Below are 23,855 nucleotides of genomic sequence, written 5' to 3' on the forward strand. Positions count from 1 at the left end.
CGCGCGCGGGCCAATGTCTTCAGCCTGCCGTCAGCTTCGCCGCGCATAAGCTGCCTCAACAGGCGTTCCACAAGGAGATTGGCCCATGAAGCGGACATTGACAATTCTTGGCTTTCTCGCGGTCTTTCCGGCCGGTGCCGCGCTGGCGGATGATGATTGTTTCGTGCCGATGGCCGATTGGCAACCGCGCGATGCCGTGGCGCGGCTGGCCGAGACGAATGGCTGGACCGTGCGCCGCATCAAGATCGACGATGGCTGCTACGAGATCGACGGTCGGGATGCCAGCGGACGGCGAATCGAGGTGACTGTCCACCCGGCCACGCTGCAAGTGATCGAGTTCGAATACGAGGATGATGACGACGACGATCGACACGATCGGGATCGGGATCGGGATCGCAAAGGAGAGAAGGATGACTGACACCAACGCCATGCACACATCACGACCGGATGCCCGGACGGATCGCAAGGTCCGGGTCTGGGACCCTCTCGTCCGGGTGTTCCACTGGAGCCTTGTCGCCGCCTTCGCGGTGGCCTGGCTGAGTGCCGAGGAGCTTGACACCGTTCACGAGGTCGCGGGCTATGTCGTCGCCGGTCTGGTGGCGTTCCGGCTGATCTGGGGCCTTGTCGGCAGCCGCTATGCGCGCTTTGCGCAATTCCTCAAGGGGCCCCGCAAGACGCTGGCCTATATCGGCGACCTGACGCGGGGCAGAGAGCGGCGCTATCTTGGTCACAATCCGGCCGGGGCGGCGATGATCGTGGCGTTGCTGATCGCGCTCTCGGGCACAGCCTTCACCGGTTGGCTTCTGGACGAGCCGGGCCGCGTGGCGATGCTGCCCGATATGCCGCAGATCGTGGCCCCTGCCCTTGCGGATGGCGACGACGATGGCGACGACGGCGAAGGCGGCGGCGGGTTTGTCGAAGAGGCGCACGAGGTTCTGGCCAACCTGCTGCTGCTGCTCGTGGCGCTGCACGTCGCGGGCGTCGTGCTGGCCTCGTTCCGCCACGATGAGAACCTCGCGCGCGCCATGGTCACCGGTGACAAGCGCGCACCGGAACCGGGCGACATCGCCTGAGCGTGCGAAATCCCCGCTTGATCCGGCCCCGCCTTCACCGGCGGGGCTTTTTTCTTGCTGACGGCAAGCTGAAGCGCGACTCACCGCTTTGTCAGGATGCGCTCAGGTCGGCACGCCAGATTGGTCTCAGCAGAGAAAAGGAGACCCTGCCATGAAACAGACCCTGATTGCCCTTTCCCTTGTCGCCCTCCTGCCCGCAGGTGCGGCGCTGGCCGATGACGATGATTGCAATGTGCCCCGCGACCAGTGGCAACCGCGCGAGGCCGCGATGCAGGCGGCCGAACAGAACGGCTGGACCGTGCGCAAGTTCAAGATCGACGATGGCTGTTACGAGATCGAGGGCCGCGATGCCAATGGCCGCGAGATCGAGGCCAAACTTGATCCCGCAACGCTGAAGGTCGTCGAGATGGAATATGAGGAGGATGACGACGACGATGATCGCGGCGGTGCCCGCAATCCCGCGCCGGCAGGCACCGTGGCCCCGCCGCAGAACGGCCTTTTCGGCACCGGCACCGTGCCGACGGTCAAAGTCAACTGATCCATGCCGCGGCGCGGCGGACTCCGCTGCGCCGTGCGTTGGATCCTGCATCACACCGCCATAAGGACATTGTCATGAAACCACTCCTCGCAACGCTCGCACTCACCACCGCGCTGACGCTTCCCGGCCTCGCCATGGCGAGGCCCGTCACATTGACCACCACCTTGAACACTTACGGCGGCGACGGCGCTTACCTTGCGCTCTATGTCACGGACGCCTCGGGCGCCTATGTCGGCAGCCTGTGGATGGCGGGCGGCAAGTCAAAATATTACACGCATCTGACCGACTGGCACCGCGCCACAGGGGGCGACACGGGCCAGGTCAACGGCATCACCGGGGCCAGTGTCGGCGCGGGGCGGACGCTCGAGATCACGCTCGATCTGGCCGATGCGCTCTTTGATGCGGGCTATACGCTGCACATCGACGCAGCGGTCGAGGACATGCGCGACAGCCCGAACGAGGTGGCGGTGCCGCTGACGACCGCAGGCGCGGGCACGCCCGTGCAGGGCCGCCGCTATATCGCCAGCTTCAAATACGACATGTAAGGGAGGGGGCCATGATCCGCGCACTCCACCGCTGGCCGGGTCTTTTGGCCCTCGTGCTTGTCACCATCCTCAGCCTGAGCGGCGCGACGCTGTCGGTCTTTCCGGCGGTCGAGCGCATCACCGCGCCGCAGGCCGAGGCCGGGCTGAGCGTCGCCACCCTCGCGGACCGGATTCAGGGCACCTATCCGGGGGTTGAGCAGATCCGCCGCGCGCCCTCGGGCCGGATCACCGCCTATTGGTTCGATCAGGGCGCGCCGGGGGCCGCCGTGATCGACCCGGCCACCGGGCAGGGCGTGGCCTCTGCCGACCCCAACCAGACGCAACGCTGGCTGACCAACCTGCACCGTTCGCTCTTCCTCGGCGACGGGGGGCGCATCGCAATGGCGGCAGGGGCGGCAGCAATGCTGGTGCTGTCGCTGTCGGGGGCCTTGCTGGTGGCACGGCGGACGGGCGGCTGGCGGCACTGGTTCGCGCGCTTGCGCGGACCGCTGGCTGGTCGGCTGCATGTCGGGATCGCCCGCATCGCGGTGGCGGGCCTTGTGCTGTCCTCTGCCACCGCCCTTTGGATGACGGCCTCTACCTTCGATCTTCTGCCCGATGCCGAGGTCATGGCCGATTTCCCAGCCGAGGTGAGTGGCGAGACGGGCTTCGCGCTGCGCCAGATGCCCGCCCTCCGGGATATCCCGGTCAGCGCGCTGCGCGACCTCGGCTTTCCCTATGCCGGTGATGCGACGGATGTCTTTACGCTGACCACCGACAGCGGCACCGGCCATATCGACCAGGGCACCGGCGCGCTGCTGTCCTGGGCCCGGCCGGGCAACTGGCAGCGCGTGTCGGAAACCATATACATGCTGCACACCGGACAGGGGGCTGCGCTGCTTGGGCTGATCCTTGGGGTGATGGCGCTTGGCGTGCCCGCGATGGGTGTGACGGGTGGGCTGATCTGGCTTGCCGGGCGGCGCGGGCGGCCGCGCATCCGGGGCAATCAGCCTGCCGCGCGCGCCGAAACGGTCGTGCTGGTGGGCAGCGAGGGCGGCAGCACCTGGGGCTTTGCCGCAACATTGCACGCAGCACTGAGCCGCGCCGGGCAGAGCGTGCATGTCGGCCCGATGTCGGGCTTCGCGCCGGGGCGTTACACACGGGCCGAGCGGATCATCGTGATGGCCGCGACCTATGGGGACGGGGCGGCCCCCGCGACGGCCAAGGGGTTCCTCGACCGGCTGCGCACCGACCCCGGCGCGCGCGATACTCCCATGGCCGTGCTCGGCTTTGGCGATCGCAGCTTTCCGGCCTGGTGCGCCTATGCCAGGGCCGTCGCGGCGACGGCGCAGGCACAGGGCTGGCGCGCCCTCATGCCGCTCGACACCATCGACCGCCAGTCGCCGCAGGATTTTGCCCGCTGGGGCCGCGCGCTGGGCGAGGCTCTGGGGGTCGATCTCGACTTGTCGCACCAGCCGGTCCTGCCGAAGTCCGAGACGCTGACCCTTGTCTCGCGCCGCGACTACGGTGCCGAAGTGCAGGCCCCCACGGCGATCCTGCGCTTTGCCCTGCCGCGGGCCACGCTCTGGCAGCGGCTGACCGGCGCGGGGTTTGCCCGGTTCAGCGCGGGCGATCTCATCGGCATCGTGCCACGGGGCAGTGCCGTGCCGCGCCTCTATTCGCTCGCCTCTGCCCGCCGCGACGGCTTTGTCGAGATCGTCGTCAGAAAGCACGCGGGCGGCCTTTGCTCGGGACATCTCACGGCGCTGGAGCCGGGCGACACGGTGACCGCCTTCCTGCGCCGCAATCCCGGCTTCCGGCCCGCACGGGGCCGCGCCCCGCTGATCCTGATCGGGGCGGGCACCGGCATCGGGCCGCTTGCGGGGTTCATCCGCGGCAATACGCGACACCGGCCCGTGCATCTCTTCTTCGGGATGCGCCATCCCGCCAGCGATTTCCTCTATGACGCGGAGATGCCCGGCTGGCAGGCTGACGGTCGACTGGCAAGGCTGATAACGGCCGTCTCGCGCGGGGCGCAGCGCCATTACGTCCAGGACGCGTTGCGCGGCGACGCGGCGCTGGTGGCGCAGCTTGTCCGCGACGGCGCGCGCGTCATGGTCTGCGGCGGGCGCGACATGGCCGTGGGCGTCACGGACGCGCTGGCCGAGATCCTCGCGCCCTCGGGGCTGACGCCTGCAACACTGAAGGCGGAGGGGCGGTATGTCGAAGATGTCTACTGAGCGCGCGCGCATCGTCCTGAACGGCCCGACCATGGGCACGCGTTGGTCGGCGCGGTTCCTTGCAGAGCCGGGGTTTGACAGCGGCCCTATCGAGGCCGCGCTGCAAGCGGCCGTCGACGAGGTGGACGGGCAGATGTCGACATGGAACGCGGGCAGCGACCTGATGCGCCTCAACGCCGCCCCCGTCGGTGCCTGGGTGGCGATCCCCGATCACCTGCATTCGGTGCTGCAGCTTGGGCTGGAGATCGGGCGCGCCTCGGGTGGGGCCTTTGATATCGGCATGGGCGATGCGGTGACGGCCTGGGGTTTCGGGCCCGAAGCCGCCGCGCCCGATGGCATCCGCACCGCGATGGCGGCAAAACGGAACCACGCCCATGAGAGCCTCGAGGTCGGCGCGGCCCGGGCGCGCAAGTCCGCGCCGATTGCGATTGATCTCAACGGTATCGCCAAGGGCTATGGCGTGGATCGGCTGGCAGAAACCCTTTGCGACCACGGAATTGGCAATGCCCTTGTCGGCATCGACGGTGAGATGCGCGCCATGGGCCTCCGGCAGGATGGCGAGGCATGGATCATCGCGGTGGAAGCGCCGGATCCGGATCGCCGGACGCCGCATTCCATCCTGGCACTTCAGGACGCCGCTGTGGCGACCTCGGGCGATTACCGCCACTGGGTCGAGGTGCGGGGAAGACGCCTGTCGCACACGATGGACCCTGCCCGCGGCGCGCCGCTGATCGCGTCGCCTGCCTCCGTCACGGTCGTTGCGCGGACATGTGCCGAGGCCGACGCCTGGGCGACGGCGCTGATGGTGCTGGGTCCGGAGAGGGGTGCGGCACTGGCGCGGCAACGCGCGCTCGACGCCCTGTTCCTTGTGCGCGATGATGACGGGACCACAAGGGGCATTGGAGTCGGACGGCTTTTTTCCGGCGACCCCGCCGCAATTGTCCCCACCGGGGAAGGATGAGCCGTATGGAACAGACCCGCACCGACCGTTTCAAGACCGCACTCCTGCTGATGGCCGCAACCGGGCTGATCGCGGGACTTGCAGTCTACCTTGCGGGTCAAACCGATATCGCGAACCTTGTCTGGATCGCAGGAGTCGTTCCCGCGCTCACAGCGCTCGTGGTCGAGATCGTCCGGAGCATCGGGCGCGGCGAGGTGGGCCTCGATATCGTTGCCGCGCTCTCGATGTCGGCGGCGCTCATCTTCGGCGAGACGCTGGCGGCGGCGGTCGTCGCGGTGATGTATTCGGGCGGCACCTTTCTGGAATCCTTCGCCGAAGGCCGCGCCCGCCGCTCGATGCGGGACCTTCTGTCGCGTGTGCCCCGGACGGCAACCCGGCACCGCAACGGCGGGCTGGAGGACGTGCCGCTTGATGACCTCGTCCCCGGTGATCTCCTGCTGATCCGTCAGGGCGATGTCGTTCCGGTGGACGGCAGGGTGGCCTCCGACACGGCCTTCCTCGACACGTCGGCGCTGACCGGCGAATCGCTGCCAGTCCGGCTGGCGCGTGGGGCCGACGCGATGAGCGGATCGACCAACGCGGGCGAGGCTTTTGACCTGACGGCTTTGCGCGAGGCGAAGGACAGCACCTATGCCGGGATCGTCCGCCTGGTCGAGGAGGCGCAGGCATCGAAGGCGCCGATGTCGCGGCTGGCGGACCGCTGGTCGCTGGGCTTTCTGGCCGTCACCGTCAGCATCGCCTTCGCGGCGTGGTGGGTCTCCGGCGATCCGATCCGCGCGGTCGCCGTGCTGGTGGTGGCCACGCCCTGCCCGCTCATCCTCGCCGTGCCGGTCGCGCTGGTGGCGGGCCTCTCGCGCGCGGCGCATTTCGGCGTGCTGATCAAGGGCGCGGGGCCGCTGGAAACCATGGCGCGCATCCGCACGCTCATCCTCGACAAGACCGGCACCCTGACGGATGGCCGCCCGCAGATCGTATCAATCGACAGCGCGGACAGCATGGGCGCGGACGATATCCTGCGCCTTGCCGCAGCACTCGACCAGGCATCCAAGCACCCTGTCGCGCAGGCCATCGTCGCCGCCGCAAAGGCGCGCGGCCTCTCGCTGCCCGTTCCGACAGAGGTGGCCGAGATCCCGGGCGAAGGGGTCTTGGGCCGTGTCGAGGGCCGCGAGGTGATCGTCGGCGGCGACGGGTTCGTGGCGTCCCGGGTCGGGCGGATGGTGGGCGATCACCCCGCCAAGGGTGCCGGCTCGGTCCTTGTCGCCGTGGCGGTTGACGGTCACATGGCCGGGCATCTGGTGATGTCCGACCCGCTGCGCGAGGGGGCGGGCACCATGCTGGAAGGTCTGCGCCGCCAAGGGATTGCGCGCATCCTTCTGGCCACCGGCGACCGCGCGGACGTGGCCGAGCGCGTGACCGAGGGGCTGGGCCTTGACGGGCTACGGGCTGGCCTCACGCCGGACCAGAAGGTGTTGCTGGTGCTCTCCGAGCACAAACACGGGCCGGTGATGATGGTGGGTGACGGCGTCAACGACGCGCCCGCCCTGGCCGCGGCCGATGTGGGCGTGGCGATGGGGGCACGGGGTGCCGCGGCCTCTGCCGAGGCTGCCGACGTGGTGCTGCTCGTCGACCGGATCGACCGGCTGGGCCCGGGGATCGAGATCGCGCGGGCCTCGCGCCGGATCGCCGTGGAAAGCGTGGTGGCCGGGATCGGGCTGTCGATCCTTGGCATGATCGCCGCCGCGTTCGGCTACCTCACCCCGGTTCAGGGTGCGCTTTTGCAGGAGGTGATCGACGTCGCCGTGATCCTGAACGCCCTGCGCGCGCTGCGCATCGCCCCGCAGGAGCCGGCCACGGGCAAACCACGGGCCACCCCCATGTCAGAGAAAGCTGACATTGTTCAAGGGGCCACGCCATGAGCCGTCTATCACATTCCGAAATCCACATGGCGACCGGGGATACACGTCAACCACCCGCACCAAGCAGAGTGGCCACAAGCGGATTCGGAAAGCGCCGGTCGCGGGTCACCGCAAGAAAGGATTCCGCAAGGCCATCAAGCTTGACAGCCTCGACAAGACGCCCCGAGGCCAGTTCGTCCTGAACAACAATGGGCGGAATGACGGCCAACCCGGCATCTTCGCGCGCCAGAAGCCGCAGCATGGCCATGTCGTCCACTTCGGCCGCGATGACGGGCGTCACGCCAAGGCGGCTGATCAGCGCGTCAAAGGCCTCGCGTAGCGCGGTCTCGCGCGTGGGCAGCACGACCGGGGCGCGCGCCAGCAGGTCAGCCAGACGCCGGGGGCCGGGTCCGATCCGGGCTGGTGTGCCGATCAGGCTGACCGGCTGTTCGGACAGCCGATGCACCAGCCATGGGCTGGCGGCATCGCGGGGCGGGGCGAGGTTCGTCAGCATGACATCAAGCGCAGTCGCCCCGAGACCTCGCAAAAGCTCGGCCTGACTGCCCGAACGCAGCACCACCTCGACGTCGGATCGGCCGATCAAGGGCCGCAGGAATTGCAGCTGGAAGTTGCGCGACAGCGTCGCCAGCGCGCCAACCCGCAGCACCTGCTTGCTGCGACCGGTCTCGCGCAGCGTCGCGGTCAGATCCTCGGCGGTGCGGAAAATCGCCTCGGCATGATCCAGCGCAATCCGGCCCGCTTCGGTCAGCACCATGGCCCGGCCGCGGCGTTCAAAGAGATCGTGGCCAAGTGTTTGTTCCAGCGTGCGTATCTGGGTCGACAGCGCGGATTGCGAGAGGTTCAGCCGCCGCGCCGCCGCCGTCAGCGATTCATTGGTCGCCACGGCGCGGAACAGTCGCAGGTGATGCAGGTTGATCTGGGGCATCGTTCTGTTTCATGGAATGATAATCACCATAATATGTATTTTTATAGAGGATATCCAGCCGCTATCCATTCCTTCGCTTCTCACAACATTGCGGAGACCTCAGAATGGACCCCTTGTCGCTCGCACCGCTGCCGCTTCTGGCGGCCTCTGTCCTTGCTGCCCTGCGGCCCGGTCGCCGCCCCGGTGCTATCCCGGCCATCGCCGAGGGATCCGCACTTGCCGCGCTGGCCCTCGCGACAGCGGGGGTGGTGTGGGTGTTCCTCGCCGGGTCGAGCGTTCTTGATCTCGGGTCGGGGCCGGGGCTTCTGGCGCTGCGGCTTGATGCTGTCAGTGCGACAATGGGCCTGCTGGTCGCCTTCGTCGGCTGGATTGTGGTGCGCTATGCGCGCCGTTACCTGGACGGCGAGGCGCGCGAGGGGCGATTTCATGCGCTGATGCTGGCCACGCTGGCGGCGGTCCTTGTGCTGATCCAATCCGGCAGTCTTGCGGTGCTGGCGGCGGCCTTCGTGGCGACCGGCCTCGGCCTGCGGCAACTGCTGCTCTTCTACCCCGCGCGGGCCGAGGCGCGCCGGGCGGCAACGAAATTCACCCTTGTCTGGGGCACGGGCGACGCGGCGGTGATCATGGCGGCGCTGCTGCTCTGGTCCGCCTACGGGACGGCCGACCTTTCCGCCATCGCCGCGGCAGCGGGTCCGGACCTGCCACTTGCCGCGCAAGGTGCGGTGGCGCTTCTGGTATTGGCGGCGGCGTTCAAGACCGCCTCCTTTCCGCTGCACGGCTGGCTGACCGAGGTGATGGAGGCACCGACCCCGGTGTCTGCCCTGCTGCATGCCGGGATCGTCAACGCCGGGGGCTTCCTGCTGATCCGCATGGCCGAGGTGGTGCAGGCAAGCCCCGGTGCCATGGCGGCACTGGTGATGATCGGGGGGCTGACTGCTCTCTTCGGTGCGGTGGTCATGCTGACCCAGTCGGCGGTCAAGACAGCGCTTGCCTGGTCCACGGTGGCACAGATGGGCTTCATGCTGCTGCAATGCGGCCTGGGGCTCTGGGCGCTGGCGCTGCTGCATATCGTGGCGCATTCGCTTTACAAGGCACATGCCTTCCTGTCCTCCGGTGGCGCGGTGCAGGCGGTGGCGGCGGTGCGGCGGCCGGGCGTGGTGGCCGTGCCGAGCCTGGGTGCCGTCGCCCGCGCCTTCCTGATCGCGGTCCTGCTTTATGCCGCCGTTGCGGCGGGCTTTGCGACCGTCGCGGGCGAGAAGTCGGCACAGGCGCTGGCGCTTGGCATGATCCTGGTCTTCGGCGTCGCCTATCTGGTTGCGCAGGGTCTGGCCGATGCGGCCCCCGCCGCGCTGACGCAGCGGACGGCGGCGGCTTCGGCCGCGGCGGCGGTCGCCTATTTCACCTTCCATCAGGTTGCCTTCGCGCTTTGGGGCCGTGTGTTGCCGCCGATCCCGGCCGCTGGGGCGCTGGAATGGGCGTTGATCGTGCTGGCGCTTCTGTCCTTCGGGCTGGTGGCGGTGGCGCAGGCGTTGTTCCCGCTTTGGGCGCATCACCCGGCGGCAGCGGGCCTGCGCGTGCATCTGGCCAACGGCCTTTATCTCAATGCCTTGTTCGACCGCCTGATCGGCGGCCTGAAAAGCCCCAAGGCGACCTGACCCCTGATCCTGTGGAGAACCCCATGTTCCTCAAGTCCATTGACATCGCCCCCGCCCGGATTGCCGGCCTTCTCACGGCCGTCGAGGCCGCCGCCCGTGCGATCCCCCCCGCCTTTCCGCTGTCGGCCACGGTCGCGGTGAACCCATTCCTTGGCCAGACGGGCGAGGATCTGGCGACCGCTGCCGCCCGCCTTGCCCGGGTCGCCGGCGTGGCGATCACCCGGCCCCGGTCCGAACTTGCGGCCGAGGTCGCGGCGGGCCGGATCACCGACGAGGATCTGGCGGCGGCTCTGATTGCCTCCTCCTCGCCGCTGAAGCCTGCTGACCTCGCCCTGCTCAAGGCCAAGCTGGCGGCGACCGTCCCGCCGCCCGCCATCCTGCCGACGGTGGCCGACCTCGCCGCGACGTTTACGGGCACTGACTGGCCTGCGGTGATCGCGCGGACCGTCGGCCTCTGGGCAGCGGGGCGCTTTGACCGGGGTCAGGCGCTGTGGACGCCCGCGCCGGGACAGGGCGCCTTTGCCGCCTGGCGGGAATGGGCATTGCATGACCTGACGCCCGAGATTGCGGGCTTGTCGGGCTTCTGCGCCCATGTCGCCGCCGCGCCTGACACGGCCGAACGCGCCATTCTGCGCGCATCGGAACGGCTGGGCATCACCGAGACCGCAGCGCCCACGGCGTTCCACCGGCTGCTGATGGACCTTGGCGGCTGGGCGATGCATGCGCGCTGGCTATTGTGGGAGGCGGAGTTGAAAGGCGGCACCGACGCCACGATCACCGACCTTCTGGCGATCCGGCTGATCTGGGAAGAGGCGCTGCTGGCCCATGCCCCGCAGGTTGCGGACGGTTGGGCGCAAACCGTTGCCGGTCATGCCGCCCCGGTCGCGCCGAGCCCCGATCAGGTCATCGACGCGATTTTGCAAGACGCGGCAGAGCGGGCGCATCAGCGGCGTCTGTCCGCCGTCCTGACCGGGCCAAAGGCACCAGTCGGCCGCCCGGACCTTCAGGCCGCGTTCTGCATCGATGTGCGGTCAGAAGTGTTCCGCCGCGCGCTGGAGGCACAGAGCCCCGGCATTGCAACCATCGGTTTTGCCGGTTTCTTCGGCCTGCCGCTGGCGCATCGCGCCCATGGCACCGACGAGGTTGCATCGCATCTGCCGGTGCTGCTGAAACCCGGCCTCACGTCCACCGGTCACGCCGCCCCTGCCGTGGAAGAAGCCACACGGATTGCCGCGCGCACCGCGCGCGCCTGGGGCCGGTTCCGGCAGGCGGCGGTGTCATCCTTTGCCTTTGTCGAGGCGGCGGGTCCGGTCTATGGGATAAAACTTGTGAAAGACGCGCTGGGGGTGTCGAGCAGGGCCGAAACCGCCGCCCCCGCGCCCCGGATCGAGGGCGGGCTGTCGCCCGAGGCCAAGGCGGCAACCGGCGCTGCGGTCCTCAGGGCGATGAGCATGACAAACGGTCATGCGCGGCTGGTCCTGTTGCTGGGCCACGGCGGGCAAGTGACCAATAACCCGCATGAAAGCGCCTATCACTGCGGTGCCTGCGGCGGTCAGACGGGCGAGGTTTCGGCACGGCTCCTGGCCACGCTTCTGAACGACCCGGAAACACGCGCGGGCCTGCCCGCGCAGGGCATCGACCTGCCTGCGGATACGGTCTTTGTGGCGGGTCTGCACGACACCACGACCGAGACGGTCACGCTTTATGAAGACGACACGCCCGCACCCGACCACCGTGCCGACCTGACGGCCGCGAAGGGCTGGCTGGTGCGGGCCGCGAAGGGCGCGCGGGCCGAACGGGCGCTGCGCCTGCCCGGTGCGACGGCGACCACGATCGCGGCGCGCGCACGGGACTGGGCCGAGGTGCGGCCGGAATGGGGTCTGGCAGGCTGTGCCGCCTTCATCGCCGCCCCCCGCGCAGTCACTGCGGCGGCCGACCTTGAGGGGCGCGCCTTTCTGCACAGCTACGACTGGACGGCTGACGCCGACTTTGCCACGCTGGAACTGATCCTGACCGCGCCGGTCGTGGTCGCCAGCTGGATCAGCCTGCAATATTATGGATCAACCGTCGCACCAGCAGCCTTTGGCGGAGGCAACAAACTGATCCACAACGTCGTTGGCGGCATCGGCGTGGTCGAGGGCAACGGCGGGGCCCTGCGCCCCGGCTTGCCTTGGCAGACGGTCCATAACGGCGAAAGGGCGGCGCATGAACCTCTGCGTCTGTCGGTCATGATCGAGGCGCCTCAGGCCGCGATGTCCGGGATCCTTGCCCGCCACGCAGGGGTGCGGGACTTGTTCGACAACGGCTGGCTGCACCTCCTTGCGCTTGAAAACGGGCGGATCACAGCACGCTATCACCCCGGTCTCGTCTGGGCCCCTGATCACCTCGTCACCTGAACCTGACGGTCCTGCCAGTGATGTCCAGGTTCCGCCTCGCGGTATCGGCCGACGGCAGCAGCTTCCTCGACGGGCTGATCGTCGACAACGCCAGCGCCATCGTGGACCAGCCCCGGCTGTCGCGCTTCAAGGCCTGGACCAACTTCGACAACTATGTCGGCGTCGATACCTGGACGAAGATCGCCGAGGGGAAATGTGATCATCCGGGATCAAACACTATAACGATCAGGGCGCCTTCGACGCCACCAACACCCGGTTCGTGGTGCCAGCGGATGGCACCTACATCTTCGGCGCGACGCTGCTCTACAAGGTCAATGACAGCACCACGGCCGGCATGCGCGGGCGGCTCGTCCTGAACGGTACGACCGAAATCCGCGGTTCCTTTGGCGAAATTTCCGCCACCCACGTCTCCCTCGCCACCGCGCTCTGGTTCCAGACCATGGTGCCGCTCAGCGCCGACGATATCGTCGAGTTGCAGGGATATTTCCGGGTCGCGGATGGCTACTTCGCGGCGGAGCACACGTCCTTCTGGGGCTGCAAGGTCGGGTGAGCAGCGTGAATTGAAACTTTTGGTGTCGAGATCAAGCGGCGATATCCCCAGAACCTTGCGCGGCTGAAACACGATCGGCCGCAGGGCTGGAATCAGGTTGGGCCAATCCCGGATCATCTGGCGATAGATCGGTCCCATAACACTGCCGCCGGTGACAAAGCCGGTCACGCCGTTGCCGTCGGTCTCGACGATCAGAACCGCGTCATCGCTGCGGTCGATCGCACGGTAAAGCACGGTCAGAAAGCGGGGGCCAAGGCTGGAAAGGAAGCCCCGGCAATCCAACTGGCATGCAGTGCCCCCACCTGCCGAAGCGTGTTCTCATCATGCGGCATGGCGCGCGGTGGTCCAGTTCACATCGCCCGCGATCTCTTCGGGCGGGGCGGGCAGGTCGGGGAATACGCGCCAGACGATGCCCGAGCGTGGGTTGAGCACAACCCAGACGGTGAGCGCGATCAGTGCGAGATAGGTGGTGATGGATTGGTGGCGGACATACCATTCCTCAAGCTGGCCCTTGTAGGGCATGATCACCTGATCATAGAACCGGTCCGGGTCATTGGCGGCGTGCATCATGTCCTCTTCGCCGCGAAACACGATCGAGCCGATCCCCGACAGCCCCGGCCGCACCGTCACGATGGCCTGTTGCGAGCCGTCGGGGAAGGCGTCGAAACAGCGCCTCGTCTGCGGGCGCGGGCCGATGATGCTCATGTCGCCCTTCAGGATATTGAGCAGTTGCGGCAACTCGTTGATCTTGGTCTTGCGCAGGAATTTTCCCACCGGCAGCACGCGCGGATCATCCTTGAGCGTGACCGTCCCGGTGCCCATGTTCGGGCTGTTCTTGAGCATGGTGGCGAATTTCAGCAGCTTGAAATAGCCGCCGCCCAGCCCGACGCGGTTCTGGCCGAAAAACACCTCGCCCTCTCCGGTAAAGCGCAGGATCAGCGCGACCGGCACAAGGATGGGTGCCAGCACGATCAGCGCAATGCCGGAAAAGACGATATCGAGCAGACGTTGCAACATGGCCTACATCCTTGCGTCAAGGTATTTGCCGGTTTCCTTGTGATCGAAATCCGGGATCATGGCGTTGAACAGCGCGACAATCTCGGGTTTGTCCCATGTCGCCGCGTTGCGGATGCGGTCGATCTCGGACAGGAAATGATCGAGGCTGGCGGGATCAAACTCCGGCGCGTTCAGGATCACGCCGATACTGTCGAAACGGTCCATGTCGAGGGTTTCGGCCTCGGTAAAGAACTCCTCGAAATCCTTTTCACCGGTGGTGTCGGAGGCGAAGAAATAGACCGGCCATTTGCCCGTGGGGATCAGCTCGGCGGCGCGGTCGCGGGCCTCGTCCTCGGTCGCGCATTCATGCGGCTCGAACCCGCGCGCATGCAGGTAGCGCACGGCGATATCGGAAAACCGGGTGAGGTTCAGCGCCTCGCTCAGCTTGGGGAAAAAGATGTCGCGATTGCCGCCGGTCATGCAGGACATGAGGCACAGCTCGCCCGATTCTTGCGGCGTCACAAAATAGCGGCGCACGTCATTGGGTGCCGAAATCGGCTGGTTCTTGGCAAAGCGCTGGTTGAAGCCGTGCAAAAGCGAGCCGTCGGAAAAGGCGACATTGGCAAAGCGCGCGGTGGAAATCGGCATGGTCAGGCTTTCGCGCATCAGGAACATTTCCATGATCCGCTTGCTGGCACCCATCATGTTGACGGGGTTGGCCGCCTTGTCGGTCGAGACGCAGAAATACTTGGCCGCGCCCTTGTCGCGGGCGGCGTGCAGGGTGGCGATGGTGTTGAGGATGTTGACCTCTATGAGCCGCATCAGCGTGAACGGGTCCTTCTCGGAACGCACATGTTTGAGCGCCGAGAGGTTCAGCACGTAATCATAGCCGCTCGTTGCCGCCATCAGCGCCGCGAATTCGCGACTGCCGCAATCAATCGCGAAGGTGCGGAAATCGGCATCGTTATAGCCCAGCGTGCTGCGAATGTCGCGCACCAGCTCGACCATGTTGTTTTCGCTGATGTCCACAACATGCAGCGCGCGCGGATTGCGCTTGAAGATTTCGCGGGTGACCGCCTGCCCGATGGAGCCCGCACCGCCGATCACCAGAAACCGCGACGCGCCCACCAGATCGCGCAATTGCGCATCATGACGGGCGATATCGGTGTCAAACAGCGCGCGGTCGCGACCGATAAGATCAAGAATATTCATGTCGCAAGCCTGTGGAATTCATTTTCGGGAACGCTGGAGGGCAGGTTGACGATCCGGTCCGCCAGCCAGCGAGAGGTTTCCAGCCCATCCGTCTGGCAATCGGCGAACGCGTTAAGTTCGCTCATCAACTGCCAGATCGGGCGGGTCATCACGCCCCGCGCATTGGTGTAGTCAAGGAATGTGTCACGCGCATTGCGATCCGTAAGCCGCACGGCATTCAGCCAGAAATTCGCCGTGGTGCCGTTGATGGGATCAACAAAGTGCAGATCGTGTTCGGCGCAAAAGGCGCGGTAACGCGCGGCGATATCGGCCTTGATCCGCAGCATGGCGGGCAGTTTTTCCATCTGCGCACAACCAAGGGCGGCGTTGAGATTGGGCAGGCGGTAATTATAGCCCACCTCGTCATGCACGAATTCCCACTTGTGCGGCACCTTGGCGGTGGTCGTCAGGTGCTTGGCGCGGTCGGCAAGGGCGTGATCGTCGGTCACGATCATGCCGCCGCCGCCGGTGGTGATGATCTTGTTGCCATTGAAGCTGAGCGTGGCCAGCTTGCCGAACTTGCCGGTGTGGCGGGGGCCGACATAGCTGCCCAGAGATTCGGCGGCGTCCTCGACAAGGTTGATCCCGAATTCGTCGCAAATGTCGGCAATCTCGGCGATGCGCCCCGGTAGCCCGAACGTGTGCATCGGCACGCAGGCGGCAATGCGCGCGCCGGTCCGGCGGTTCACGGTATCGGCCCCGTCGCGCCTTGTGTTGGCCTCAAGCCAGCGGCGCAGGGCGCTGGGGCCCATGCTCATCGTGTCGCGGTCGACATCGACAAAGACCGGGCGCGCGCCGATATAGCTGATCGCGTTGCAGGTGGCGACAAAAGTCAGCGCCTGCGAGATCACCTCGTCCCCCGGACGCACCCCGGCCACGAGCAGCGCCATATGCAGCGCCGCCGTGCCGTTCATGGTGGCAACCGCGCGCGCGCATCCGGTGAATTCCGCGATCCGGTCCTCGAATTCAGTGACCCGCGCCCCGACCGAGGACACGAAATTGGAATCGATCGTATCGACCAGATAGGCGCGCTCGTTACCCTCGAACACAGGGCGGTGCAGCGGCGTGGGGGCCGGGCCGAACATATCCCCGACAAGGTCGATCAGGGCGTCGGTCGTGGTCAGCGTGATATCTTCTGTCATGGCATCGCTTTATGAAAAACGGGTGTGCGGACTGGCGGGAAATGGCTTGGCTTACGATCCGCAGGGGCGTGTTTTGATCGCACGCATACCTGCCGAACCGCCCGAAGACAAGTCGGCTGAGGGCAGGCACAGGCCGTTCGGTGGATTCATCCGTTGGCAACCCGCCCCGCCCGATCTTCTGCTCCTGCGCCCGCCCGATTTCTGCGGGACATTCAGACTCAGGAGCCATCATGAACCCCTTCAAGAATCGCACGAACGCCTTGTCCGGCCCGGCAACCGATGCCCTGCCCGTCACCCCCGATGACGCCGTGGACCTGCCCCATGTGGCAATCGGGCTCTATGTCGAGACCGGCGGCACGGTGAGCGTGGTCACCGCAGCGGGCGAAACGCGCCAGATGGTCGTCGCCGATTTCTCTATCCTGCCGATCGGTATTCGCCGCGTGCGCGCGTCGAACACCACGGCAACGGGGATCCACGCTCTGGTGCTCGCATGAAGATCGTTCGGGATATCTCGCTCGCCGCTTGGCGTCGGCCACCGCTGGCCGATTACCTGCCGCCGGGCGGAACGCCGACACCCAGCCTTGTCATGGATTTCATCCGGGGCACCTTTGCCGCAGGTGGGCATCACCTGCCGCTGTCGCAGATCATGACCTTCACCCGCACCGGCGCGGCCACTTTTCGGGACGCGTCCGGCACCCTCAGGCTTGGTGCCGCCGACGCGCCGCGTCTGGATCACGACCCGGTCACGGGCGCGGCGCGGGGGCTGCTGATCGAGGGGGTGAGCACGAACGAGCTTGCCCGAAGCGCGGATGTTGCGGATCCCGTGTGGTCGAAAACCGGGAGTGGAACCGGCCTGATGCCGGTGGTGACCACGGATCAGGGCATCGCGCCGGATGGGACGATGACGGCAGACCGGGTGCAACTTGCCCTCGCGGGTGGTGTCAGCACGGCTGACATATCGCAACTGTCACAAACCGCAAGTCCGGCGACGGGGGACACCACGTATACCGCGTCGGTATGGGTCAAAAGTTTCGATGGCGGAACATATGCCGTCTCCCTGACCATAAATGGCGTCGGGGTCATTGTCACCGATATCGGCCCGGACTGGACGCGTGTCTGGACCTCGCTTCTTGTTCCGGGCGGCATCACGCCTCAGATGCGACTTGCCCTGCGCGGCAATCTGGCCGTGAGCGACAGCGCGGACCTCCTTGTGTGGGGCGCGCAGTTGGAGAAGGGCGCGTTTGCCACCAGTTACATCCCGACCGGGGCCTCCCCTGTCACGCGCGCGGCGGATATTGCGCGGGCGAACAACACCTCATGGCTCAACCCGGCGGGCGGCACGATCCTGATCGAGGCGGAAACGCCCGTCATCTCTGCCCTCACCGCCTTTTTCGAACTTCATGATGGGGGCACCACAAACCGTGTGCTGATGCGGAGCGGCGGCGGCGTGACTGCGCAAGTGTTCGCGGGCGGCACCACTTCGGCAAGCCTCGCTGTGCCAAGCGCCACGCCCAATGTGGTCACGAGGCGCGCGATTGCATGGGCAGAGAATGACTTTGCCGCCACCGCCGATGGCGGGGGCGCTTTGACCGACAGCGCCGGGGCCTTGCCGACCGGCCTGAGCGAGATGTGGATCGGTATGCGCAGCGGTGCCGGTCAGTATCCGCTTGGCGGCCACATCCGGCGGCTGATCCATTATCCCGCCCGCCTCACCAACGCCCAGCTTCAGGAGATCACGGCATGAGACAGATGATCGACGGCATCATCCATATCGCGGACGTGCCCGCGCTGGTAGCCTTCTTCGCGCAGCACGCGCCCGAGAAGCTCGACGAGGATGGGCAAAGCATCACCGGCTTCACGCGCACGCCCACGGTCGTCAATGGCACGGCGGCGCTCACCTATGTGCGGGTCACGCCCGAGGAGGCAGCCGCATTCAGGGTCGCGCCGGGTGTCACCGTGCTGGCGCAGGCTCCTTATGAAGGCACGCGGCGGGGCAATGACCTCTATGCCGCCATTCATGGCCATGACCCGGAGACAGGTGCCGTCTCCGCCGTGACCGCCGATGTGACCTCAGCGGAGAACGCGGCGGCGCTCTATGACGCGGTCTGGCCACGCGGCGCGGTCGAGATTTCCGATGGCGACGGCGGCACCGTCAGCTATGCGCCGCCGCAGCTCTTCGGTGAGCTTGGCTGATCAGGGGGTATTGGCCATGCTTATCGACGCGCGCGTGCATCGCCAAGCTTGCCGAAAAGCGCCGTCCACTGCGCGATGACGGCATCGGAATCCGCATGGGCGGCGTACCAATGCGCGATATGCGCCGGTGCGATCGGGTTTGCGAGCAGCCTGTCCAGTGCCTCACCGATCTCCTCGGGCGTTCGGGCCGCGGGAACATTGCCAAGCCCCGCTTCGTGCAAAAGCCGGGCAAGCTCGCTTTCCGGTTCGATCAGCGCCAGCACCGGCAATCCAAGCGAAAGATACGTCAGAAGCTTGGACGGATAGGCCACGCGATAGATGTCCTTGCGCAATGACAAGAGCCCGATATCGGCCTCGCGGATCAGCTCGCGCGCCTGTGGGTAGGGCAGAAACGGGCCGAAGGTAACCTGTGGATGCTCTGCCCAGCGGCGTTTCAGATCGGCGGTGGCCACACCTTCGCCGAGCAACATCAGCTCAAGGTCAGGATGCCGCGAAAGGGCAAGGGCAACCCCCTCGATCAACAGCGGCAGGTCCTGGAAATGCCCGAGATTGCCGGCAAAGATCACCCGCCGCCGGCCGGGAGCCTTGCGCAGGTCCGGCGGCGGCATGTCCGCGTCGGCACCGAAATCGTCGAGCGCGAAATTGTTGACGACATGGATCGGCAGAGGCCCCAGCCCACGTGCCTGCAACGTCTGCACCATGTCTTCGGACAGCGTCACGATCATCGCGGCGCGCCGCAGCGTCTGATTGTCCAGCCAGCGCAGGATGCGCGCGGGCAGACCACGGCCAAGCGCGCCACCAGAGATCCCCGACACCTCGGGGTGAATATCCTGCAAGTGATAGACAAAGGTAGCCCCCGTCATCCGGGCCGCAAGGCTGGCGGTCCACGCCGCGATCACCGGGGGAAAGGTCGACGCGGTGACGACATCGGGCCGCAGCCGCAGGATCCGTACAAACAGCCCGGCGCAATAGAGAGCCACATTCGCGAGCCGCTTGGGCGGGCTGGCCTTTTCGTTGCGGAATACGCGCAGCCGCCGCACCGTGAGCCGCCCCAGACGCTCGCGGCGCGGTGCCTCGGGGCCGTCGCGATAGGAGGGAAGGGAACTGCACACATGCACGTCGTGACCGCTCTCGGTCAGCGCCTCTCCGATCGAACGCAGCATGATTGCGTAGGGTGCGGTATCGGGAAAGAAGAACCGATGGGTCAGCAGGATCTTCATCGTGACAGCCCCCGGCTTGTTGCATCGCGCGCGTCAAGCCGAAGCGTTGCCCCAAGCGACGCCGTGAGCAGGGCGACACCCATCTCAGATATACCCGTGGCGGCGCATCGGCGCGTCCAGAATTTCCATGACCCGGTCCATATCGGGCAGGTCCGAAGGCCGCTTTCCCGCACCGCCGCGTCGGATTTTTCCTGCCGCCGCAGAGCGGGCTTCGGCGGATGCCTCCATGCCGAGGAAACCCGTCAACCGGTCGAGCATTGCCAGCGGATCGGCGGTAAGGGCCTCATAGCTGAGGGTAAACAGCCTGTCCTCGGCCATCGTGGCAAATGCCGCGTCCGAGCTGTCGATGCAGGCCTGCCATTGCCGGGCGCACAGGGCCTCGACCGGTTCGTGGGCAAACCGTCCCATATCGGCGAAACGTGGCCCCCAGACCCCCATATGTTCCTTGAGGCCAAGCCGGATCGAAATGCGCCGCGCGAGCACCGAGCCCGCGTAGAACGGAAGATCGGATAGCGGCGCATAACGCGCCTTGGCCAGGAAATACGGCAGGCCGCGCACTTCCAGTTCCCCGCGCCACCGCTTGCGCGCCGAGGCGACGACAGCGACCCCGTCCCGCACGATGTAGATGAATTTCGCCTCTGGCAGAACCGCCGCGACAAAGGGCACGCGGAGGCTGTTGGCGCAGGTCTTCTCGATCACGATATCCGGGCGGCCCTGGGCCTTCCAGATGTTGCGAAAGGCCCCCCGGACAAAGCGCCGCACATCGTCTCGTGCCGCCGTGTCGGGCAGTTCATCGTCGGGATGGCGGATGTTTCCATGTCGCCAGATCGGATTGATCTCGTCACAGGGCCATGTGGCCACGCCCGGCAACTGCACAAGCATATCGCGCAGGGCGTTGGTGCCGGACCTCGCGGCGCCGATGATGACCACGGGCTGAAACGGCAGGCTTTCGTTCAGGTTATCGGCCATCGCGGATTCCGTCCCAAGCATTCGACAATCGCGCTGTGCCAAGGATCAGGTTGACCACCCGCTCCGACGTGTTGGTGATGCAGTAGTCGGCGGGCACGGGTTGCGGCAGGCCCGCCGCCGCACGCTCGGCATGGGCCTGGGTGATCGCGTCGACCCCGCCGATGATCGCGGCAAGATCAAGCCCGGTCATGATCACGCACCCCACGTCAAGCGCCTCGGGCCGCTCGATCGCGTCGCGCGGGGTGATCGCCGGAAATCCCAGTATCGAGGCTTCCTCGGCGATGGTGCCGCTGTCGGAGATCGCACAGAAGGCGTGCATCTGGAGATGGTTGTAGTCGTGGAACCCGAAGGGCTTCATCCACTGGATGCGCGCGTCCGGACGCGCCCCGTCCAGCACTTCGAGCCGCTTGCGGGTGCGCGGATGGGTGGACACGATGACCGGCATGTCGTGCCGCTCGGCCAGCGCGTTGAGCGCCACCAGAAGCGCCGAGAGCCGGTCCGCACTGTCGACATTCTCCTCGCGATGCAGCGAAACGATGAAATATCCCCGCGCCGTCAACCCGAGCCGCGCCAGAATGTCCGACGCGTCGATCCGATCACGGTAATGCTCCAGCACCTCGCGCATGGGCGATCCGGTCAGATGGATGCGGCGGTGCGATACCCCCTCCGACAGCAGATGACGCCGCGCATGTTCGGTATAAACGAGGTTGAAATCGGCGATGTGATCGACAAGTTTGCGGTTCGTCTCTTCCGGCACGTTGCGATCGAAAGAGCGGTTGCCCGCCTCCATGTGATAGACCGGGATCTTCATTCGCCGGGCCATGATCGCCGAAATCGCGGAGTTGGTGTCGCCAAGGATCAGCACCGCATCGGGCCGCTCGGCCACCAGCGCCTTTTCGGTCTCGGTCAGGATGCCGCCCAGCGTCTCGCCCAGAGTGCCGCCGCCGACACCAAGGAAATGGTCGGGCTTGCGCACGCCGAGATCAGCGAAAAACACCTCGTTGAGTTCGTAATCGTAATTCTGCCCGGTATGGACGATCACGTGATCGGTATAGCGGTCAAGCCGGGCCATCACGCGCGACAGCCGGATGATCTCGGGCCGCGTGCCGAGGATGGTCATGATCTTGAGGCGGGTCATCGGATTACCTTGTCAGCATAGGTGTCGGGGGCGGTCGGATCGAACAGATCATGCGTCCAGAACAGGGTGAGCAGGTCGCCCGTGCCAACGTTCTCGATGGAATGGGTGTGCAGGGTGGGCATGTCCACCGGGGCCGGGGCATCACCCGACACGCGGTATTCCCACACATCCCCGGTCAGCACCTTGCGAATGCGGATCACCGCCTCGCCCTGCACCACGAGGAACCGCTCGACCTTGCCGATATGGAAATGATCGCCGCGCGTCACGCCCGGTCTGGTGGTCGACAGGAATGTCTGCCCGCCACCGCCGCCCTTGACCGCCTCGAACAACGTGCCGCGCGGATCGGTGTTGAGCCGGAGCGGTCGCGGCCAGCCATCGGGATAGGTGGCCGCACGGTAGGTGTTGAAAAGCGCGCGCTCGAACGGATCCGAAAGATCGGGAAAGATATTGGCGCTATAAAGGTCGTGAAACGCTTGCAGCCGGTCCAGCAACGCGGGCACCCGCATCGGGCGCGGCTCGGGGGCGATCTCTCCGGTGGTGCCGGTCTCGACCGCGTCGATGGCCGCCTGCGCCGCCGCCCCGGCATGCAACAGCCGCACCTGTCCGTCCGGGTTCACGCTGGGCGTGTCACCGGCGAGTATCTGGTGGATGAGGGTGGCGGTCACGTTGTTGTAGAAGGGCCGCGCCCCCTCGCCAAAGATATGGGGCAGCACCATGTCGGTAAATTCCGGCACCGCCGCCGAGAGGATCTCGGCCGCGCGCCGCTTGCCGCGCCCATAGGGCGTGTCGCTCGTGGCATGGGTGGAATTGGCATAGACGATATGCGGCGAGACCCCCGCCGCCCGGCAGCCATCCGCCAGTTGCGTGGCGATGCGCGGATTGCCGGTCTCGACCTCGTCATCGGGGGCCCGGTTCACCCCGGCAAAGTGCAGCACGGCCACCGCACCCGACAGCGCCGCGCGCAGCCGCTCCGCATCGTTGAACGCGGCGCGGTCGAGCGCGACAATGTCGTAGGGGGCCTCGTCACCGCGAAACCGGGCCGCGCAGTTGACGGCATGAAGCCGCGCATGCGCATGCCAGCCCAGAAGACCCGCCGCGCCGGTGATGGCGATACGCTTCATGCCTGGACTCCCGCCGCCTCAAGCTCGGCCCGGATTTCCGGCAAGGACAGCAACAGCGCCTTCACACCGGCCACGTCAAGCCGCTCGGTATTGTGCGAATGATAATCCTCGTGCTGCACGATATCCTGCTGCCCTTCGGTGAAATACGCCTTGTAGTTCAGGTTCCGCTGGTCAAGCACGATCCGGTAATAATCCCCCATATCCTCGGACTGGCTCAGCTCCTCGGCGCTGGCCAGCGTCTCGAACAGCTTTTCGGAGTGACGCCAGCCGATGATCTCGGTGGGGTGATCGGGCTTGCCGAACAGCTCCTTGAGCGCGGTCACCAGGTCCTCGATGGTGCTGGCCGGGGCCTTGCGGATGAACAGGTCACCCTGATGCGCCTCGGTCAGCGCGTGATTGACCAGGGCCACGCTGTCGCGCAGCGGCATCAGGAACCGCGTCATCGTCGGCTCGGTGATGGTGATCGGCTTGTCCTGCCGGATCTGGCGCACGAAAAGCGGGATCGCAGAGCCGCGCGAATACATCACGTTGCCATAGCGCACGCGGGCAATGGTGGTGCGCGCATCGGGGCCAAGCTCGCGCGCGGCGGCCTGCGCGGTCTTTTCCATCAGCGCCTTCGACATGCCCATGGCGTTGATCGGGAACACCGCCTTGTCGGTGGACAGGCACACAAGGCCGCGCACGCCCGCCGCGATGCAGGCGCGGATCACGTTCTCCGAGCCGAGGATGTTGGTGCGCACCGCCTCGTGCGGGAAGAACTCGCAGGACGGCACCTGCTTGAGGGCGGCGGCGTGGAACACGCATTCGACGCCCTGCACGGCCCGCTCGACCGCATCGCGGTCGCGCACATCGCCGATATAGAACCGCACCCGCTCGTCGCGCAGATCGGTGCGCAGGGCATCCTGCTTTTCCTCGTCACGGCTGAGCACCCGCACCTCCGGACAGCCGCGCGCCAGAAGATCACGCAGCATGGTCTTGCCGAAGGAGCCGGTGCCCCCGGTGATGAGAACGCTTTGGGGAAGGGTCATGTTCATCCTTTCTCTAAGA

Annotated in this window: 22 protein-coding genes; 12 read left to right on the plus strand and 10 right to left on the minus strand. The window is 66.4% G+C overall.

Annotated elements, in window-relative coordinates; translation table 11 throughout:
• Window positions 1–85 precede the first annotated feature (85 nt).
• The 7 genes from ACSSV8_RS15890 (at window position 86) to ACSSV8_RS15920 (ending at window position 7,252) form a co-directional block, all read left to right on the plus strand.
• Window positions 86–418 carry a PepSY domain-containing protein gene (locus tag ACSSV8_RS15890; RefSeq protein ID WP_354540228.1) on the plus strand — a complete coding sequence of 111 codons (333 nt, stop codon included), beginning with the start codon at window positions 86–88 and terminating at the stop codon, window positions 416–418.
• Window positions 411–1,073: a cytochrome b/b6 domain-containing protein gene (locus ACSSV8_RS15895; RefSeq protein ID WP_454283102.1), complete on the plus strand. Its 663-nt coding sequence runs from the start codon at window positions 411–413 to the stop codon at window positions 1,071–1,073. The genes ACSSV8_RS15890 and ACSSV8_RS15895 overlap by 8 nt, the downstream gene beginning before the upstream one ends.
• A 151-nt stretch (window positions 1,074–1,224) precedes the next feature.
• Window positions 1,225–1,611 carry a PepSY domain-containing protein gene (locus ACSSV8_RS15900; protein WP_354540230.1) on the plus strand — a complete coding sequence of 129 codons (387 nt, stop codon included), beginning with the start codon at window positions 1,225–1,227 and terminating at the stop codon, window positions 1,609–1,611.
• Between the two features lie 74 nt (window positions 1,612–1,685).
• Window positions 1,686–2,156 (plus strand): DUF2271 domain-containing protein, encoded by a 471-nt coding sequence (locus tag ACSSV8_RS15905; RefSeq protein ID WP_354540231.1) that lies wholly within the window; start codon window positions 1,686–1,688, stop codon window positions 2,154–2,156.
• 11 nt (window positions 2,157–2,167) lie between these two features.
• Window positions 2,168–4,375 (plus strand): PepSY domain-containing protein, encoded by a 2,208-nt coding sequence (locus tag ACSSV8_RS15910; RefSeq protein WP_454283103.1) that lies wholly within the window; start codon window positions 2,168–2,170, stop codon window positions 4,373–4,375.
• A complete protein-coding gene (locus ACSSV8_RS15915; RefSeq protein ID WP_454283104.1) occupies window positions 4,356–5,336 on the plus strand; it encodes an FAD:protein FMN transferase in 981 nt (326 codons plus the stop codon). Before ACSSV8_RS15910 ends, ACSSV8_RS15915 begins: the two co-directional genes overlap by 20 nt.
• Before the next feature lie 5 nt (window positions 5,337–5,341).
• Window positions 5,342–7,252: a heavy metal translocating P-type ATPase gene (locus tag ACSSV8_RS15920; RefSeq protein ID WP_454283105.1), complete on the plus strand. Its 1,911-nt coding sequence runs from the start codon at window positions 5,342–5,344 to the stop codon at window positions 7,250–7,252.
• A gap of 46 nt (window positions 7,253–7,298) precedes the next feature.
• Here the strand turns inward: ACSSV8_RS15920 and ACSSV8_RS15925 are convergent, their stop codons facing one another.
• Window positions 7,299–8,177, minus strand: coding sequence for a LysR family transcriptional regulator (locus ACSSV8_RS15925; protein ID WP_454283106.1), 879 nt, complete (start codon window positions 8,175–8,177; stop codon window positions 7,299–7,301).
• A 104-nt stretch (window positions 8,178–8,281) separates the two neighbouring features.
• Here ACSSV8_RS15925 and ACSSV8_RS15930 point away from each other — a divergent pair, with 104 nt between their 5' ends.
• Together ACSSV8_RS15930 and ACSSV8_RS15935 are read left to right on the plus strand one after the other, a co-directional pair.
• Window positions 8,282–9,832: a proton-conducting transporter transmembrane domain-containing protein gene (locus ACSSV8_RS15930; RefSeq protein ID WP_454283107.1), complete on the plus strand. Its 1,551-nt coding sequence runs from the start codon at window positions 8,282–8,284 to the stop codon at window positions 9,830–9,832.
• A gap of 23 nt (window positions 9,833–9,855) precedes the next feature.
• The gene (locus ACSSV8_RS15935; protein ID WP_454283108.1) at window positions 9,856–12,228 is read left to right on the plus strand and encodes a YbcC family protein; all 2,373 of its coding nucleotides are present in this window, start codon (window positions 9,856–9,858) and stop codon (window positions 12,226–12,228) included.
• A 199-nt stretch (window positions 12,229–12,427) separates the two neighbouring features.
• Here the strand turns inward: ACSSV8_RS15935 and ACSSV8_RS15940 are convergent, their stop codons facing one another.
• The 4 genes from ACSSV8_RS15940 to ACSSV8_RS15955 form a co-directional block, all read right to left on the minus strand.
• A complete protein-coding gene (locus tag ACSSV8_RS15940; RefSeq protein ID WP_454283109.1) occupies window positions 12,428–13,012 on the minus strand; it encodes a hypothetical protein in 585 nt (194 codons plus the stop codon).
• 87 nt (window positions 13,013–13,099) lie between these two features.
• Window positions 13,100–13,795 (minus strand): sugar transferase, encoded by a 696-nt coding sequence (locus ACSSV8_RS15945; RefSeq protein ID WP_354540239.1) that lies wholly within the window; start codon window positions 13,793–13,795, stop codon window positions 13,100–13,102.
• A 3-nt stretch (window positions 13,796–13,798) separates the two neighbouring features.
• On the minus strand, window positions 13,799–14,986 hold the full coding sequence (locus ACSSV8_RS15950; protein ID WP_454283110.1) for a UDP-N-acetylglucosamine 4,6-dehydratase: 1,188 nt from the start codon (window positions 14,984–14,986) through the stop codon (window positions 13,799–13,801).
• A complete protein-coding gene (locus ACSSV8_RS15955) occupies window positions 14,983–16,167 on the minus strand; it encodes a LegC family aminotransferase (RefSeq protein WP_354540241.1) in 1,185 nt (394 codons plus the stop codon). The genes ACSSV8_RS15950 and ACSSV8_RS15955 overlap by 4 nt, the downstream gene beginning before the upstream one ends.
• 230 nt (window positions 16,168–16,397) lie before the next feature.
• Between ACSSV8_RS15955 and ACSSV8_RS15960 the strand changes: the two genes are divergently transcribed.
• The 3 genes from ACSSV8_RS15960 to ACSSV8_RS15970 are packed head-to-tail and all read left to right on the plus strand — an operon-like array spanning window position 16,398 to window position 18,360.
• Window positions 16,398–16,661 (plus strand): spike base protein, RCAP_Rcc01079 family, encoded by a 264-nt coding sequence (locus ACSSV8_RS15960; RefSeq protein ID WP_454283111.1) that lies wholly within the window; start codon window positions 16,398–16,400, stop codon window positions 16,659–16,661.
• Window positions 16,658–17,911: a phage head spike fiber domain-containing protein gene (locus ACSSV8_RS15965; protein ID WP_454283112.1), complete on the plus strand. Its 1,254-nt coding sequence runs from the start codon at window positions 16,658–16,660 to the stop codon at window positions 17,909–17,911. The genes ACSSV8_RS15960 and ACSSV8_RS15965 overlap by 4 nt, the downstream gene beginning before the upstream one ends.
• Window positions 17,908–18,360 carry a hypothetical protein gene (locus ACSSV8_RS15970; protein WP_354540244.1) on the plus strand — a complete coding sequence of 151 codons (453 nt, stop codon included), beginning with the start codon at window positions 17,908–17,910 and terminating at the stop codon, window positions 18,358–18,360. Before ACSSV8_RS15965 ends, ACSSV8_RS15970 begins: the two co-directional genes overlap by 4 nt.
• 20 nt (window positions 18,361–18,380) lie before the next feature.
• Here ACSSV8_RS15970 and ACSSV8_RS15975 read toward each other — a convergent pair whose 3' ends face one another.
• The 5 genes from ACSSV8_RS15975 to ACSSV8_RS15995 all read right to left on the minus strand — a co-directional run bounded on the left by ACSSV8_RS15975 (window position 18,381) and on the right by ACSSV8_RS15995 (window position 23,836).
• A complete protein-coding gene (locus tag ACSSV8_RS15975; RefSeq protein WP_354540245.1) occupies window positions 18,381–19,580 on the minus strand; it encodes a glycosyltransferase family 4 protein in 1,200 nt (399 codons plus the stop codon).
• 84 nt (window positions 19,581–19,664) lie between these two features.
• Window positions 19,665–20,549, minus strand: coding sequence for a sulfotransferase family protein (locus ACSSV8_RS15980; RefSeq protein WP_354540246.1), 885 nt, complete (start codon window positions 20,547–20,549; stop codon window positions 19,665–19,667).
• Complete coding sequence (gene wecB, locus ACSSV8_RS15985) at window positions 20,539–21,687, minus strand: non-hydrolyzing UDP-N-acetylglucosamine 2-epimerase (protein WP_354540247.1); 1,149 nt, start codon at window positions 21,685–21,687, stop codon at window positions 20,539–20,541. Before wecB ends, ACSSV8_RS15980 begins: the two co-directional genes overlap by 11 nt.
• Window positions 21,684–22,808 carry a polysaccharide biosynthesis C-terminal domain-containing protein gene (locus ACSSV8_RS15990; RefSeq protein WP_454283113.1) on the minus strand — a complete coding sequence of 375 codons (1,125 nt, stop codon included), beginning with the start codon at window positions 22,806–22,808 and terminating at the stop codon, window positions 21,684–21,686. Before ACSSV8_RS15990 ends, wecB begins: the two co-directional genes overlap by 4 nt.
• On the minus strand, window positions 22,805–23,836 hold the full coding sequence (locus tag ACSSV8_RS15995) for an SDR family NAD(P)-dependent oxidoreductase (protein WP_454283114.1): 1,032 nt from the start codon (window positions 23,834–23,836) through the stop codon (window positions 22,805–22,807). The genes ACSSV8_RS15990 and ACSSV8_RS15995 overlap by 4 nt, the downstream gene beginning before the upstream one ends.
• Window positions 23,837–23,855 lie beyond the last annotated feature (19 nt).

The organism is Roseovarius sp. MBR-79 (genome assembly GCF_053628555.1).

Excerpts from the sequence above, each read along its gene's own strand:
- ACSSV8_RS15955 (WP_354540241.1), bottom strand. The coding sequence starts at position 16,167 with ATGACAGAAGATATCACGCTGACCACGACCGACGCCCTGATCGACCTT.
- ACSSV8_RS15935 (WP_454283108.1), top strand. The coding sequence starts at position 9,856 with ATGTTCCTCAAGTCCATTGACATCGCCCCCGCCCGGATTGCCGGCCTT.
- ACSSV8_RS15900 (WP_354540230.1), top strand. The coding sequence starts at position 1,225 with ATGAAACAGACCCTGATTGCCCTTTCCCTTGTCGCCCTCCTGCCCGCA.
- ACSSV8_RS15905 (WP_354540231.1), top strand. The coding sequence starts at position 1,686 with ATGAAACCACTCCTCGCAACGCTCGCACTCACCACCGCGCTGACGCTT.
- ACSSV8_RS15965 (WP_454283112.1), top strand. The coding sequence starts at position 16,658 with ATGAAGATCGTTCGGGATATCTCGCTCGCCGCTTGGCGTCGGCCACCG.
- ACSSV8_RS15910 (WP_454283103.1), top strand. The coding sequence starts at position 2,168 with ATGATCCGCGCACTCCACCGCTGGCCGGGTCTTTTGGCCCTCGTGCTT.
- ACSSV8_RS15895 (WP_454283102.1), top strand. The coding sequence starts at position 411 with ATGACTGACACCAACGCCATGCACACATCACGACCGGATGCCCGGACG.
- ACSSV8_RS15950 (WP_454283110.1), bottom strand. The coding sequence starts at position 14,986 with ATGAATATTCTTGATCTTATCGGTCGCGACCGCGCGCTGTTTGACACC.
- ACSSV8_RS15960 (WP_454283111.1), top strand. The coding sequence starts at position 16,398 with ATGAACCCCTTCAAGAATCGCACGAACGCCTTGTCCGGCCCGGCAACC.
- ACSSV8_RS15890 (WP_354540228.1), top strand. The coding sequence starts at position 86 with ATGAAGCGGACATTGACAATTCTTGGCTTTCTCGCGGTCTTTCCGGCC.
- ACSSV8_RS15920 (WP_454283105.1), top strand. The coding sequence starts at position 5,342 with ATGGAACAGACCCGCACCGACCGTTTCAAGACCGCACTCCTGCTGATG.
- ACSSV8_RS15930 (WP_454283107.1), top strand. The coding sequence starts at position 8,282 with ATGGACCCCTTGTCGCTCGCACCGCTGCCGCTTCTGGCGGCCTCTGTC.
- wecB (WP_354540247.1), bottom strand. The coding sequence starts at position 21,687 with ATGACCCGCCTCAAGATCATGACCATCCTCGGCACGCGGCCCGAGATC.
- ACSSV8_RS15975 (WP_354540245.1), bottom strand. The coding sequence starts at position 19,580 with ATGAAGATCCTGCTGACCCATCGGTTCTTCTTTCCCGATACCGCACCC.
- ACSSV8_RS15990 (WP_454283113.1), bottom strand. The coding sequence starts at position 22,808 with ATGAAGCGTATCGCCATCACCGGCGCGGCGGGTCTTCTGGGCTGGCAT.
- ACSSV8_RS15945 (WP_354540239.1), bottom strand. The coding sequence starts at position 13,795 with ATGTTGCAACGTCTGCTCGATATCGTCTTTTCCGGCATTGCGCTGATC.
- ACSSV8_RS15995 (WP_454283114.1), bottom strand. The coding sequence starts at position 23,836 with ATGACCCTTCCCCAAAGCGTTCTCATCACCGGGGGCACCGGCTCCTTC.
- ACSSV8_RS15915 (WP_454283104.1), top strand. The coding sequence starts at position 4,356 with ATGTCGAAGATGTCTACTGAGCGCGCGCGCATCGTCCTGAACGGCCCG.
- ACSSV8_RS15980 (WP_354540246.1), bottom strand. The coding sequence starts at position 20,549 with ATGGCCGATAACCTGAACGAAAGCCTGCCGTTTCAGCCCGTGGTCATC.
- ACSSV8_RS15925 (WP_454283106.1), bottom strand. The coding sequence starts at position 8,177 with ATGCCCCAGATCAACCTGCATCACCTGCGACTGTTCCGCGCCGTGGCG.
- ACSSV8_RS15970 (WP_354540244.1), top strand. The coding sequence starts at position 17,908 with ATGAGACAGATGATCGACGGCATCATCCATATCGCGGACGTGCCCGCG.